This is a genomic window from Paenibacillus illinoisensis NBRC 15959 (assembly GCF_004000925.1).
GTDB classification, from domain to species: Bacteria; Bacillota; Bacilli; order Paenibacillales; family Paenibacillaceae; genus Paenibacillus; species Paenibacillus illinoisensis.
Genome location: NZ_BIME01000002.1, coordinates 36,657 through 49,318 on the forward strand (window position 1 = coordinate 36,657; position 12,662 = coordinate 49,318).

13 protein-coding genes are annotated in these 12,662 nt (G+C 46.1%); 8 read left to right on the forward strand and 5 right to left on the reverse strand.

Annotated features, from left to right (window positions below):
* Complete coding sequence (locus PIL01S_RS05640) at positions 1 to 1,443, forward strand: 6-phospho-beta-glucosidase (protein ID WP_127536663.1); 1,443 nt, start codon at positions 1 to 3, stop codon at positions 1,441 to 1,443.
* Between the two features lie 134 nt (positions 1,444 to 1,577).
* Here the strand turns inward: PIL01S_RS05640 and PIL01S_RS05645 are convergent, their stop codons facing one another.
* Complete coding sequence (locus PIL01S_RS05645) at positions 1,578 to 2,738, reverse strand: S8 family peptidase (RefSeq protein ID WP_127536664.1); 1,161 nt, start codon at positions 2,736 to 2,738, stop codon at positions 1,578 to 1,580.
* A gap of 220 nt (positions 2,739 to 2,958) precedes the next feature.
* Here PIL01S_RS05645 and PIL01S_RS05650 point away from each other — a divergent pair, with 220 nt between their 5' ends.
* The 4 genes from PIL01S_RS05650 to PIL01S_RS05665 all read left to right on the forward strand — a co-directional run bounded on the left by PIL01S_RS05650 (position 2,959) and on the right by PIL01S_RS05665 (position 5,506).
* Positions 2,959 to 3,483 carry a GNAT family N-acetyltransferase gene (locus tag PIL01S_RS05650; protein ID WP_246058101.1) on the forward strand — a complete coding sequence of 175 codons (525 nt, stop codon included), beginning with the start codon at positions 2,959 to 2,961 and terminating at the stop codon, positions 3,481 to 3,483.
* 101 nt (positions 3,484 to 3,584) lie between these two features.
* A complete protein-coding gene (locus tag PIL01S_RS05655; protein ID WP_127536665.1) occupies positions 3,585 to 4,043 on the forward strand; it encodes an SMI1/KNR4 family protein in 459 nt (152 codons plus the stop codon).
* A gap of 116 nt (positions 4,044 to 4,159) precedes the next feature.
* The gene (locus PIL01S_RS05660) at positions 4,160 to 5,020 is read left to right on the forward strand and encodes a Cof-type HAD-IIB family hydrolase (protein ID WP_127536666.1); all 861 of its coding nucleotides are present in this window, start codon (positions 4,160 to 4,162) and stop codon (positions 5,018 to 5,020) included.
* Positions 5,021 to 5,323: 303 nt separating this feature from the next.
* Positions 5,324 to 5,506, forward strand: coding sequence for a YjfB family protein (locus tag PIL01S_RS05665; protein WP_095357337.1), 183 nt, complete (start codon positions 5,324 to 5,326; stop codon positions 5,504 to 5,506).
* A 97-nt stretch (positions 5,507 to 5,603) separates the two neighbouring features.
* On the opposite strand, the gene PIL01S_RS05670 is transcribed toward PIL01S_RS05665, so the two are convergent.
* On the reverse strand, positions 5,604 to 6,491 hold the full coding sequence (locus PIL01S_RS05670) for a hypothetical protein (RefSeq protein WP_127536667.1): 888 nt from the start codon (positions 6,489 to 6,491) through the stop codon (positions 5,604 to 5,606).
* A 112-nt stretch (positions 6,492 to 6,603) separates the two neighbouring features.
* Here PIL01S_RS05670 and PIL01S_RS05675 point away from each other — a divergent pair, with 112 nt between their 5' ends.
* Positions 6,604 to 7,296 (forward strand): pseudouridine synthase, encoded by a 693-nt coding sequence (locus PIL01S_RS05675; RefSeq protein WP_127536668.1) that lies wholly within the window; start codon positions 6,604 to 6,606, stop codon positions 7,294 to 7,296.
* 125 nt (positions 7,297 to 7,421) lie between these two features.
* On the opposite strand, the gene PIL01S_RS05680 is transcribed toward PIL01S_RS05675, so the two are convergent.
* From PIL01S_RS05680 to PIL01S_RS05690, 3 genes are all read right to left on the reverse strand, one after another.
* A complete protein-coding gene (locus PIL01S_RS05680; protein WP_127536669.1) occupies positions 7,422 to 8,342 on the reverse strand; it encodes a DMT family transporter in 921 nt (306 codons plus the stop codon).
* On the reverse strand, positions 8,339 to 9,193 hold the full coding sequence (locus PIL01S_RS05685) for an AraC family ligand binding domain-containing protein (protein ID WP_127536670.1): 855 nt from the start codon (positions 9,191 to 9,193) through the stop codon (positions 8,339 to 8,341). Before PIL01S_RS05685 ends, PIL01S_RS05680 begins: the two co-directional genes overlap by 4 nt.
* Before the next feature lie 153 nt (positions 9,194 to 9,346).
* Positions 9,347 to 10,600 carry a cytochrome P450 gene (locus tag PIL01S_RS05690; RefSeq protein WP_127536671.1) on the reverse strand — a complete coding sequence of 418 codons (1,254 nt, stop codon included), beginning with the start codon at positions 10,598 to 10,600 and terminating at the stop codon, positions 9,347 to 9,349.
* Between the two features lie 106 nt (positions 10,601 to 10,706).
* Here PIL01S_RS05690 and PIL01S_RS05695 point away from each other — a divergent pair, with 106 nt between their 5' ends.
* Positions 10,707 to 11,855: a YhgE/Pip domain-containing protein gene (locus PIL01S_RS05695; RefSeq protein WP_246058131.1), complete on the forward strand. Its 1,149-nt coding sequence runs from the start codon at positions 10,707 to 10,709 to the stop codon at positions 11,853 to 11,855.
* 75 nt (positions 11,856 to 11,930) lie between these two features.
* Positions 11,931 to 12,476: a PadR family transcriptional regulator gene (locus PIL01S_RS05700; protein ID WP_127536673.1), complete on the forward strand. Its 546-nt coding sequence runs from the start codon at positions 11,931 to 11,933 to the stop codon at positions 12,474 to 12,476.
* The last annotated feature ends 186 nt before the right edge of the window (positions 12,477 to 12,662 follow it).

The window sequence follows — 12,662 nt, forward strand, 5'->3', positions numbered from 1 at the left end:
ATGTTTGAAAAGCCAACTTCCTTCCCGGAGAATTTTCTCTGGGGAGGAGCAACAGCAGCGAATCAGCTGGAAGGTGCCTATTTGGAAGGGGGGAAAGGATTGACTACGGTCGATCTGATCCCTACCGGGTCTAGGCGTTTCCCCATTGCGATGGGTAACCTGGACTCGTTCGAACCCAAGGAAGGCGAGTTCTACCCTTCTCATGAAGCTATTGATTTCTATCATCGGTACAAGGAAGACATTGCTTTATTCGCCGAGATGGGGTTCAAATGTTTCAGACTTTCGATCGCCTGGTCCCGAATCTTCCCGAACGGGGATGACGCCGAGCCAAATGAGGCAGGTCTGCAATTCTATGATGATGTCTTCGATGAATTGTTGAAATACAATATCGAACCAGTCGTTACCATTTGTCATTTTGATGTACCTGTACATCTCGTGCAAACATATGGCGGCTGGAAGAACCGCAAGATGATTGGATTTTTTGAAACCTATGCGAAGACGTTATTCCATCGATATAAGGACAAAGTGAAATACTGGATGACGTTTAACGAAATCAACATGCTTCTGCATCTTCCGTATATTGGTGCAGGTATTGTCCTGCAAGAGGGAGAGGATAAGCAGCAGGTCCTGTATCAGGCGGCGCATCATGAACTGGTAGCCAGTGCACTTGCCGTCAAGGCGTGTCACGAGATGGTTCCCGGTGCACAGATCGGATGTATGCTGGCTGCAGGTACGGTGTATCCCTACACTTCCAATCCGGAGGACGTATGGAAGGCGATGGAGCAGGATCGCGAGTCTTTTTTCTTCATTGATGTTCAGTCCAAAGGGGCATACCCGGGCTACACGAAGCGTTTCTTCAGAGAAAACGGGATTCATATTGAGATGCAGCCAGAAGATGCCGAACTTCTTATGCAGAATACGGTGGACTATATCGGCTTCAGCTATTATGCCAGCCGCTGCACTAGCACAGATCCGGAGATTTTGAAAGATTCAACGGAGGGCAATGTATTTGGTTCCGTGAAAAACCCTTATCTTGATGCATCGGAATGGGGATGGACCATTGACCCGAAAGGTCTGCGAATTACCTGCAATCAGCTGCACGACCGCTACGGCAAGCCATTATTCATAGTGGAAAATGGTCTTGGTGCTACGGATGTATTGCTGGATAATGATACGGTGGAGGATGATTACCGCATTGACTATCTAAACCGTCATTTTGCCGAGATGGCAGAAGCCATTCAGGACGGAGTCGAGATCATTGGATATACGAGCTGGGGCCCGATTGATTTGGTCAGTGCAGGTACAGGAGAAATGAAGAAACGTTATGGTTACATCTATGTAGATCGAAATAATGACGGCACGGGTTCGCTTAGAAGAGTGAGAAAGAAAAGCTTCCACTGGTACAAAGACATCATTGCTACTCATGGGGCACAATACTTCTAAGTGCTGTCCAGTAAGTGAAATTCAGAAAAAGGGAGGAGCAGTCCTGTGTTACACACGGTTCTGCTCCTCTTTTGTTCAAATGAACAGAACTTTGGAAAATTCACTTTTTTATGTTTATCTAAGAGAAGAACCAATTAAGGGACTTGCAGACTCCGATGAGCGTTTAGCCTGCCATACTGCCAATAGACACCGGACCCGGATACGGGATCGGAGGCAAAGCACAACGCATCGCGGATCTGGGCGTTGGTTTTGCCTTGGGCTGCAAGCAAGGCAGCCGCACCTGCAACCTGCGGTGCAGCCATCGATGTACCACTCATATAAGCGTACGAGCTGCCGAGATATGTCGACAGTATGCTGTCACCCGGAGCAGCCATATCAACCCATGCACCATAGTTGGAGAAATTGGATTTCAGATCGGAAGGATTGGTGGAGGCGACGGAAATCACATTGGGGTAGGAAGCGGGCACGATTGGATACGAAGTATTGTCATTGCCGGCAGCAGCAATAATGACTGCCCCGCGGTCCCAGGCATACTGTACCGCAGCTTGCAAGAAGGCATCACCTACAGGTCCGCCCAGGCTCAAATTAACCACTTGTATACCGTTATTGGCAGCATAGACCAGCCCGTTGCCGACATTGCCCATGGTTCCCATCCCGCTATCATCCAGCACACGAATGGGTACGATGGACGCCAGCGGAGCAACGCCAGCGATGCCAGCTCCATTATTCGTGACGGAAGCCGCAATTCCGGCCACATGTGTGCCGTGTCCGTTCCCGTCCTCGGGGATGGCGTCATAGCTGACATAGTCATAACCTGGAAGGAGCTTGCTGGCAAGCTCGGGGTGGTTTAGCTGTACTCCGGTATCAATAATGGCAATTTTGATGGAGCTGTTGCTTTGGCTAATATCCCAAGCCGCAGGTGCGTTAATCTTTTGCAGGTTATTCTGATAAGGGAAGTAGGGGTCATTCGGGGTATAGGATGCCTGAGCGAGGTAATTGGGTTCTACATGTTCAATGAGTTCATGATCCTTATAATTCTTTAGCATGCGATGCATGATTCTGTTTGATTCTACCCGATACCAGCCGAGATCTTCATACGTTTCGGCAACTTTGCATCTTCCTTTTTTATGCAGAGTGTGCATTTGATCTGCCGTGGTGCCTTCCTTAAATTTGATCAAGAGCTGCTTGGGAGCATGGGGATGAAACTTTCGCGTTTCTAGGATGTCTTCTACGTAACGATATATAAATCCCAGCATGAGCAGAAATGCAGCAGAGATACCAAGCCATAGCCACATCAATTTTTCCCCCTTGTGAGTTTGATTTGGTAACACGTCTTATCGTATGCAGAGTCTCTCACATCGCGCGGGCTTTCTATCATTTTGGATAGGAGTACAGCTAGATTGATAGAAGAAATTAAATTAGGTAAGATGATGAAAGAGAGCGAGCTCGCTAAGAATGCGGGTTCGGGGGAGCTGCTATCAGCCAGGCTCTAATCTACAGGATAGGAATGAAAATATGGTGACACAGCTTCAGACAGTGCCCAAGGTAATGAAGGTTCAGCTCCATCAGATTGAGCAAGCTGTTGATTTTGCCATGCGTGTCCGCAGAGAAGTATTTCCAATGATGAATCATGAACAGATACCTGCGGATCTGATGCAATTTAGAGAACATTATATGGAGACAGCGGGTGCAGTCTTTCTTGTAGCCGTAACGGAAGAAGCAAGCATTGTAGGCTCCATCGGCATTGTGCCATATGATGGACGGATTCAGGTGATCGAAGGTCGGTACCCGGAACAATCCGCAGCTGAAATTGTAAAATGTTATGTCGATCCTGCCTATCGCAGATACGGTATTGGTTCACTTCTGGTGAAAGAGCTGGAGCGTGTGGTAAAAGAAATGCCATACACTACGCTATACCTACACACCCACCGTTTTTTGCCTGGGGCTGTGGATTTCTGGCAGCGTCAAGGATTTACAATCGTGACCGAAGAGCATAATGAGTGGCAAATTGTGCATATGGACAAGCCAGCTGGGAAGTAATCTTTACTGTAAAGAAGGTAGCAATGATCAAGTCGAAGCAAGCAAACGAGCGCAGTTGGTAACGGTCAAATCGAAAACGTTGAGATCGGAGAGACGTATCTATGTATACAAGTCTGATTGATAAACTGAAACATACCGAGGCTATACGCTGGTTCCCCAATCATCAGGTTCAGGAGAGCTGGATTACTGAAGTAGAACAGGAACTCGGCTTCGCATTGCCTCCTTCCTATCGCTGGTGGCTCCTGAATTATGGTCAAGCGATGCTAAGCGGGACAGAAATTCTAACGGTTGCGCCTCCAGAGGACCGAGAATATGCAGACACGGATATTCTGTATATATACCGGCTTGCTGATGAACAGGCGAAGCAGGAAGGCAAGTTGGAACTGTTTATTCCGGATGAGGACGAGTATTACTACTTTGATACACGCACCGCTGATGAACGTGGGGAATACAAGGTTATGCGGCTGGATTATTTTAATGGCGAGCCTGAAGTGTACGCGGACTCCTTCGCCGAATTTTTGGAGAAATTAATTGATCAACGAACCCCTCGGAATCCGTAATTTCATTATGCTGTTTATGTGCTAAGACCGGCTCGTTGGGAAATCATAGAGGAATACGTGTTTTGCCTGAATGGATGGTTACAACATGGCATGAGACATAATGGGGGCAGATGCAGATGAACACACGGACACAGAAAATAGTCTTTATCGATATTGACGGAACACTTGTGGATGATGATGGGAACATACCTGTTTCAGCTCAGCAAGCTTGTAGGCAGGCACGTGCGAATGGACATCTGCTTTATTTGTGCACAGGGCGTTCGAAAGCGGAAATTTATGATTCCATCTGGGACGTCGGATTCGACGGTCTGATTGGTGCAGGTGGCGGATACGTGGAGTTCGGTGATGAAGTTCTCTATCATAAAAAGGTAACGGCTGAAGACGTTCGGCATATGGTCGATTTTTTCAATGAACATCAGATTGATTTCTATCTGGAATCCAATTCGGCCCTCTATGCAAGTAGCAATCTTCAAACCCATCTCGAACGTCGCATATACGGTGATGTGGAGAATGATCAGGTAGCCAGAGCGAAAAAGGAACAGAAGCCACATCCCTTTATTACGGGTCTGACCTACGGTGAAGCCAACTTATATAAGGATGATGTTAATAAGGTTTGTTTTCTGGAAAGTGCTGTCGTTCCGTTCGAACGGATCAAGCAGGAATTTCAGGGCAAATTCGAGGTAATCCAATGTACCGTACCTATCTTTGGAGAGGGAAGCGGGGAGCTTATGATTCCTGGCATTCATAAAGCAATTGCGATTGCGGATCTGCTGGAACACTTGGGCATGTCTCGGGAAAACACACTGGCCATAGGAGACGGCATGAATGATGCCGAGATGCTGGAATTTTGCAAAATAGGCATTGCCATGGGCAATGCGAAGCCCGGTCTGAAAGCCATCGCCGATGACATTACCGGAGCCATTGAGGAGGACGGGTTGTATCACAGTTTTGTGAAGTATGGCTTGATCCAGTCCTAGTGTTCTTGCCAATTAAAATAGTAGGGCGATCAGGCAGCTCCTGTAATGGAGATGTCTGTTTGCAATGTTAAGACTCAGAGAGAAGGGTCAGGATCCACAAGAGGAGAGCGCCGAAACCTCCCACGCACAGTCCGCATAGGAGCGTAAAAAGAAATACAAATTTTTTCCCGTTCATCAGATCCCTCCCGCTTGAGTTGTAACATAGAGTAAGATCATGGCGTGTGTTAGATTACATAATTCCTGTACAGTATCCGATATATATTAGGTACGCTCATTTACTAGAAACATAAAGGAGTGCAGAACATGGATATTGCAGCATTATCAATGGCCATGAGTCAAACGTCGCTGGCGCAGTCGGCGAGTTTGCAGGTGATGTCATTGTCGAAAAACATGGCAGAACAACAAGGTCAACAGCTTACGGAAATGTTAAAATCTGTTCCAGCCCCACATCCGAATCTGGGAAGCAGTCTGGATATTTCAGTTTAGACGTTTTCTAAGAAATGCATGTTCAAAAACAATTGCAGCAAGCGAACCCAAACGGTTTCAATTCATCGAATTGAAGCTGTTTGGGTTGTTTTTTCGATTAAGAATGATGGAGGATCATATTTCCAAAAAGCTGACGGGCCTTATCCCAATCCACACCGAGTTTACCTTGCCATCCAGCCCAAGGCATCTCCATGTCGGAGCGGCCTTTCGTATTGCTGAGCTGTAATTCGGCATTCAGCAGCTCTTCGATATTGGTCCAATGATCAGGACGAAGGGGGAGAATCTGGTTTGGCAGAACCCCTACTCGGGATAAAGATTTTAATATGCCTCGGCGGATGCCAGCCTGTCCTTTGATCAATTTCTCCGCTGTGAGCCGTTTCTCATATTTTCCCGGAGATTCATCGCTCTCTGCCTGATCCAAACTATGAAGCAGTTGATTGAAGGTGTGAATGTCCTCTTCACTCGGTGTAATGGATTCATGTTCAAGCAGGGAAACTAACTCTGTCAAATCAGCGTATGTCCCTAAACTATTCGAGCTGTAATCATGTCCCAAGTGAACGGCATAGCGAATAAAGGACAAATTATCCCATGCGTCATTGCTGTTACGGCTTAAACCGCAGTATTTACAACAATGGAAATGTTTCGCTTCTTCATAAGCATGGTGCTGCATGTGAACCATCATATGATAGCTTCCAAGTGTAGTTATGCCTCGGGGATAACTTCCACCAACACCCGCCACAAATGCATTGGTGATCGTGGTCCAGGATAGATGTTCATTTTGCTGCAAATCAATTAATTGTTGAATGATCTCGTCATGAGCAATTAGCTCCAGATCATTAGGAATCCAGCCGTGCGTATGTAATACTTCTTGTTCGTCAGCAGTTAGTGTATCCGTTTGATACACCATCACTTGGCGCTCCCTGTCATACTTGCCATTGGTATGCAGATACAGCTTTTTAAGCACTTTAATGCATTTTTTGTCCATGAGCATCTCCTCAAAAGTTAGTTGCTTATTCTAAGACTTTCGCATAGGCTTCATTGCTTCCTTTCATTATAAATGAGATGATGGCTATATTACAGATGAGAAGCGGTGAAGCATGCGAATTAATAAATACATAAGTGAAACGGGATTCTGCTCACGGCGAGAGACAGACCGCTTAATTGCAGCTGGGCGCATTACGATCAATGGTAAGGTATGTGTAAAAGGGGCAGAGGTTGTAGCAGAAGATATCGTCCTTATCGACGGCAAGGAAATCCCTCAGGTTGATCGCCAACCTGTATACCTGGCTCTCAACAAACCAATAGGTATTGTCTGTACGGCAGCACAACAAGTCGAGGGCAATATTATACAGTATGTAAATTATCCATCACGCATCTTTGCCGTTGGCAGGCTGGATAAAGCCTCCGAAGGTTTGATTTTGCTTACGAACGATGGAGAGATTGTTAACAAAATGATGCGCTCAGAGCACAATCATGAGAAAGAGTACGTGGTGACCGTGGATAAACCGATTACAGATGAATTCCTAAGAATGATGTCCCAAGGAGTCGAGATTCTGGACGTAATAACCAAGCCATGCAAAGTATATCGTCACCGTGAGAATGTTTTTCGGATTATTCTGACACAGGGGCTTAACCTGCAAATTCGCAGAATGTGCAAAGCCCTGGGGTACAGAGTGCTGAAACTGGAGCGCATCCGTATTATGAATATAACACTGGATCAGCTGGAACGAGGACAATGGAGGCATCTGGAGAAGCATGAGCTGAGTACGCTGCTTGCCAGGCTGAATTAGCTGACTACTCCTAGCTTGGATAATAACATTTGTGCAAAAGGTAAGTCATCGCACGCAAACATAAAGAAGGCACTAATCCTGAAAGGATGGATGGTGCCTTCTTTTGCGTTCCAAACGACCAGAGCCTAATGGATCTCGGACAACTTCGATCCGGGGGCATGCTTCCGAACTTTTCGTTCTGAGATGATGGAACCCAGGAGTGTTAACACCGCACCCAGCATGGTAACCCAAGTAATGGGTTCATGCAGCAGCAGTGCAGAGGCTAACAATGTAATTACAGGCACCAAATAAATGTAAACGCTGGTTTTCACTGCTCCCAGAAGGCTTACCGCCCTATTCCAGGTTACAAAACACAATGCAGAAGCGCCTACCCCGAGAAAAAGAAGATTGGAAAGGTTGGTCAGATCGGCTAACCGCTCCATGTCAAAATGGAATTCGAACAGGAATAAGGCAGGGAGCATGAACAAAAGCCCGTAAAAGAACACTTTGCGTGTAGCACCAATGGTGTGATAGTGAAGATCGCCTATCTTACGCATAAGGACGGAATAGATTGCCCAGACAGCAGGAGCCACAAAAGCAAGCAGATCGCCCAGCGGATTCAGCTGCAGGCTGTAACTCCCATTGAACGCAATGATCACAATGCCTGTCAAAGCAATAGCAAAACCGACGACAAAATGCCGAGATAACGGCTCATCCTTCAGGAAGAAATGCGCAAGCACAGCGGTGAAGAAGGGCGCAATGGACACAATGACACCTGCGTTTGAAGCCAGTGTGAATACAAGCGCGATATTTTCGATCAAAAAATACAATGTGACTCCGCACAGTCCGGCCGCCATAAAAAGCATCTCATCCCGGACCGTTGATATCCGCATCACACGAGGGTAGATCAGAAACAACACCACATATCCAATCAGAAAACGAAACAACAGGATTTCGACAGGTGTGAAGTCGATGAGCAGAATTTTAGTGGAGATAAAGGTGGTCCCCCAGATCAAAATCGTAAGCAAGGCGAGCAGGTGACCAGCCGTATGTTTATTTTCACTCATCGTGAAACACGGTCCTGCAGCCGTTGGGACTCGTATTCGTGGTTAAAAATTCGATGATATTGTTTGGGCGTCAAGCCGATAAGTTTTTTGAAAAAGTTCGTAAAATGGCTCTGATCGCTGAATCCCGTCTGGGCGGATACCTCAAGCGGCAGCGTTCCTTGTTCCAATAAGCGCTTGGCCTGATTGATACGAATAGTTTCCAGATACCGATACGGTGAGATGCCTTTTTGGCGAGTAAATAGACGCACCAGGTGATACTTGCTCATTCCACTTAGGTCGGCTAACACATTGAGCGATATACTTTCCATGTAATGAGACCCTATGTATTCGCAGATACGCTTGATTTCAATTGTGACATCCTGAGAAGAGACGGGGGATTCAGCATCCGCATAATCCCGAAGCAGCTGTTCCAGCAGCAGGAGCAGCAGCTCTTCTTTGCCAAAATCGGATTGCTCCTCCAAAATCATCAAATGCAGGTCATGCAAAGAGCCGACCAATTCGTGTTGATAGAGTACGGGTGCTGTAAAGTGTGGCAAATAGTCTTGTCCGGTAATTTCGCGGGTGTATTCTCTCATGACCTCTGGCTGGATGTTGATACAGCGATAATCGAGCGTTCTTCCGTCAATCCCTTCACAGGCATGGGGGTCATGAGGGTTAAATACGATCATGTCGCCTGTATTCAGCACATACTCCTGATTATTGCAGACCAGATGTCGCTTGCCCTGCTCAATAAAACCAATGACGTAATAGTCATGAAAGTGATTGGGGAATTTCTGCATAATACCCTGGAATTGATAAGCTTCAAGCTGCAGATCGGTATCAAATACAACGGTTCGTACTTCACGATTCATGCTGCACCTTCTTTCTCGTAAGTTCTTGTCAGTATAAACTGAAAAGAAGGTTAGTTCTTGGACGATATTGCTCCCTCGCATGCTATTAATAGCGGGGAAGCAGCAAAAAAGAGCAGATTTCCTGCTCTTTTTCTGTTATCCCTCTATAGCGTACTACTTATATAACCTCATGGGAAGGCTTGTCAGAGATTGTCCTGCTGCAGACGGGGTCAGGTGGTCTTCCAGCATGAATCCGCTGACGGGTTCAATACTTGAGAAGGTTTGCAAAAATGTCGTCAAAACAATTTTGGCTTCCAGCCTAGCCAGAGGTGCACCCAGGCAGAAGTGTGTTCCGAAGCCAAAAGCGAGCTGTTTGTTATTGTTCGGACGATGAATATTCAATGTGAATGGATCCTCGAACATGTCCTCATCCATGTTGGCTGCACTCATCCAGGCTACGATGGCGTCTCCTTTTTTGAGTTCAACCCCAAGCAGGTTATTATCCGCCTTGACCATGCGGTCCATTTTACTGATATGGAAACGGTACCGCAGCATTTCTTCCACTGCATTTCCAACTAGCTCTGGATTATCTCTCAGCTCCGTGTACAGTTCAGGCTGATCATAGAGCAGCGCATAGAAGGAATTGGCCAACAGGTTGCTTGTCGTTTCTATTCCTGCGCCCAGAATGAACATGGTGGTGCGTACAATTTCCTCATCCGTAAAATGTTCACCATCCACTTCGACCTGGATCAGGTCCGAGATAATGTCCTCGGCAAGATTCGTTCGTTTGGACACAACAAAAGGGTAAAGGTATTCGAAATATTGCTGACCCGCAATTTTCTTCATTTCATTGATATGGCTAAAGGTTGCATCCGTTGTTGGCATGAAGAGAATATCTACCCATTCCTTAAATAAGAGCCTGTCTTTGGAAGGAATGCCAAGCAGATCAGACATGATGATTACTGGAAACATACTTGTGTAGGCTTGTACAATATCCACCTCGGGAAGCTGAGAAAATTCCGCGACTAACTTGTCTGCTACTGCCTGAATGCGCGGCTCCCAAAGTTTGAGACTTCTTGGGGTAAATGCACTTGCTAATAATGATCTTCGCTTGCGGTGTTCCGGAGGATCGACGTTGTGAATATCCAGCTTGTCCGGAATGTGGTGCTCGCTGTCCGCACCTTCTCCCTCACTTGAATACCCCACGTTCACAATCGATCTTTCTCTTACACTGGAGAAATGTTCATGATCATTCAATACGGTTTTGACCAAGTCATACTTGAACACATGCCAGGAATCCGTCTCTTCATTGTAAACTACAGGTTCCTGTTTGAGCATGTGGCGATACCAACGATAAGGACTAAACTCTTCTTCTTTCGATTGGAATTTCGTGATTTCAGACAGAGGAATAATCGTGCTCTTCTTCATTCATCTTACCTCCTTAGTTGGGGTCATTGACAAATATAACAAACAAAAGTACTTTAATTCAAGTAGTTTAATTTATAATAATAAGGTGGAGTAGAGAGTGAAGAGCATGCTGAAGCATAAAGGAGTCAAAGCGGGGATATTCATGATTGTGTTCTATCAGATTGTGATGCTGACCGTTTTCATGTCCGGATATAGCGCGATCCCCAAAAACGTAACGAATCTTACCGTGGCCATCGTTAATGAAGACCAACAATCCGGTACTGAATTTGTTCAGAAGCTGCAAGAGCAGCTCCCGTTCAATATCGTAACCGATGAGTCGCTGGAACAGGCGAAGATGGGTCTGGAAGACCGTGATATCCATATGGTGATACGTATACCTGGTGACTTTACGGAGAAACTGTCTGAACAGAGCGGCGAAGCGCAGCTGGAATATTTGATTAATGAATCTAACCCAACGACAATTACCAGTTCGATGAAAAGTGTAGCAGCAGAAATTACCGCTCAGATCAGCGCACAGGTTCAGGCTCAAAGCTTCGAAGCGGTATTGAACGGAATGCAGGTTCCTGCGGATCAATCCAAACAGATTGTGGAATCAACCACGGGTAAGGTCTCATCCAATATCGTCATGAGTAACCCACAGCCTGCCGGTATGCAAAATCAGATGGCACCGATGTTTATCACGATGGCACTCTATGTTGGAGCCATGATCTATGCCATGCAGAGCGTGGGCGGAATGCAGCAGCTGCGTGCACAAATGGGAAAATGGAAAGCCTTTTTTGCCCTGCGGGGGGCGAACCTGCTCATTTCCCTGATTGCTCCTCTGGTTGGAGTAGGCATCTACTTCATGGTTCAAGGATATGGGGTGGAAGTGTTTCTGAAAATGTGGCTGGTGCACAGTCTGCAATTATTCGTGTCGATCGAATTTACAAGTATCTTCATCATGCTTCTCGGTCAAGGAGGTATGCTGATCAACATGATATTCGTGCTTAGTCAATCCATTGCCAACGGTACGTCCATGTCACCCGAAATGATGCCTGGATATTTTAAATTCGTCAGTCAGATCACGCCGATGTTCTATTCCACGCATTTGGATTACAATATTCTCTTCGGCGGTGGCAGAACGGCCCATTACGCCATTGGATTAGCGCTGGTTGGACTGGTCGCTTTCGTTCTCAATGCAGCCATTCACCATTTCAAACATGCCAAGCAAACCAATCCGCTGCAAGAGTCTTCACAACAGCCCGCTATCGTATAAAATAAGAAATAAAGGGCTCAGGCGAATTTGTAAGAAGCTGTGCCCTTGGTAAGAGAGCAGAATGGGGGCAGTCACATGTCAATTCAAATATTTATTCTTGGTGCATTAAGTGAAGGGAATTGTTATCCCTATGATATTAAAAAGCAAATAGGCAAACATTTGGATCAGACCGAGGCGAAAATTACGGAAGGGACGATCTATTACAATTTCGAAGTGCTGCATAAGAAGGGGCTAATCGAGAAGATTGAAACGATCCAGAGTGAGAATAGACCAGACAAAACGATGTATGGGATCACCGATCAAGGGCGGCTCGCACTGGAAGAGAGCATCTATAAAGTATTTCAGAAATTCACGACCATTCAGTCCCTTTATGCAGCGCTGGTTAATCTGGATAAGGTGGATAATCAGAAGATTGCATACCTTATTGAAGATATCATCGTGAAACAAAGAAAAAAACTCGATTATATTGACGAGCAGAAACCAGAGGAGATCGAGGTAAGTGAGGATTTGATGGATGCTCTGTGGCTGATGAGGGATCATGCTTATCACACGATTGAGAGCAACATTGCATGGTTGGAGAAGCTCCTTCACCATGTTCAGAGCAGGGCGTTAAGGCATTAAGCGCGTTTAGCGTCACTGTGTCTGCGTAGAGGTGCGTCAGGTCAGCGACAGTCTGGCTTTGAACGCGCCTTTTTTCGTCTATATTGCGAAGCAGAACCAGGAGCGCGGATTGAAACAAATGGTAAAAACCTATAGAATCTGAACTATGTCGTAAATGAATATTTTGTAACGAAGGAGAGGGAATTT

Coding starts and splice junctions, on each gene's coding strand:
- PIL01S_RS05640 (WP_127536663.1), top strand. CDS start 1: ATGTTTGAAAAGCCAACTTCCTTCCCGGAGAATTTTCTCTGGGGAGGA.
- PIL01S_RS05645 (WP_127536664.1), bottom strand. CDS start 2,738: ATGTGGCTATGGCTTGGTATCTCTGCTGCATTTCTGCTCATGCTGGGA.
- PIL01S_RS05650 (WP_246058101.1), top strand. CDS start 2,959: ATGGTGACACAGCTTCAGACAGTGCCCAAGGTAATGAAGGTTCAGCTC.
- PIL01S_RS05655 (WP_127536665.1), top strand. CDS start 3,585: ATGTATACAAGTCTGATTGATAAACTGAAACATACCGAGGCTATACGC.
- PIL01S_RS05660 (WP_127536666.1), top strand. CDS start 4,160: ATGAACACACGGACACAGAAAATAGTCTTTATCGATATTGACGGAACA.
- PIL01S_RS05665 (WP_095357337.1), top strand. CDS start 5,324: ATGGATATTGCAGCATTATCAATGGCCATGAGTCAAACGTCGCTGGCG.
- PIL01S_RS05670 (WP_127536667.1), bottom strand. CDS start 6,491: ATGGACAAAAAATGCATTAAAGTGCTTAAAAAGCTGTATCTGCATACC.
- PIL01S_RS05675 (WP_127536668.1), top strand. CDS start 6,604: ATGCGAATTAATAAATACATAAGTGAAACGGGATTCTGCTCACGGCGA.
- PIL01S_RS05680 (WP_127536669.1), bottom strand. CDS start 8,342: ATGAGTGAAAATAAACATACGGCTGGTCACCTGCTCGCCTTGCTTACG.
- PIL01S_RS05685 (WP_127536670.1), bottom strand. CDS start 9,193: ATGAATCGTGAAGTACGAACCGTTGTATTTGATACCGATCTGCAGCTT.
- PIL01S_RS05690 (WP_127536671.1), bottom strand. CDS start 10,600: ATGAAGAAGAGCACGATTATTCCTCTGTCTGAAATCACGAAATTCCAA.
- PIL01S_RS05695 (WP_246058131.1), top strand. CDS start 10,707: ATGCTGAAGCATAAAGGAGTCAAAGCGGGGATATTCATGATTGTGTTC.
- PIL01S_RS05700 (WP_127536673.1), top strand. CDS start 11,931: ATGTCAATTCAAATATTTATTCTTGGTGCATTAAGTGAAGGGAATTGT.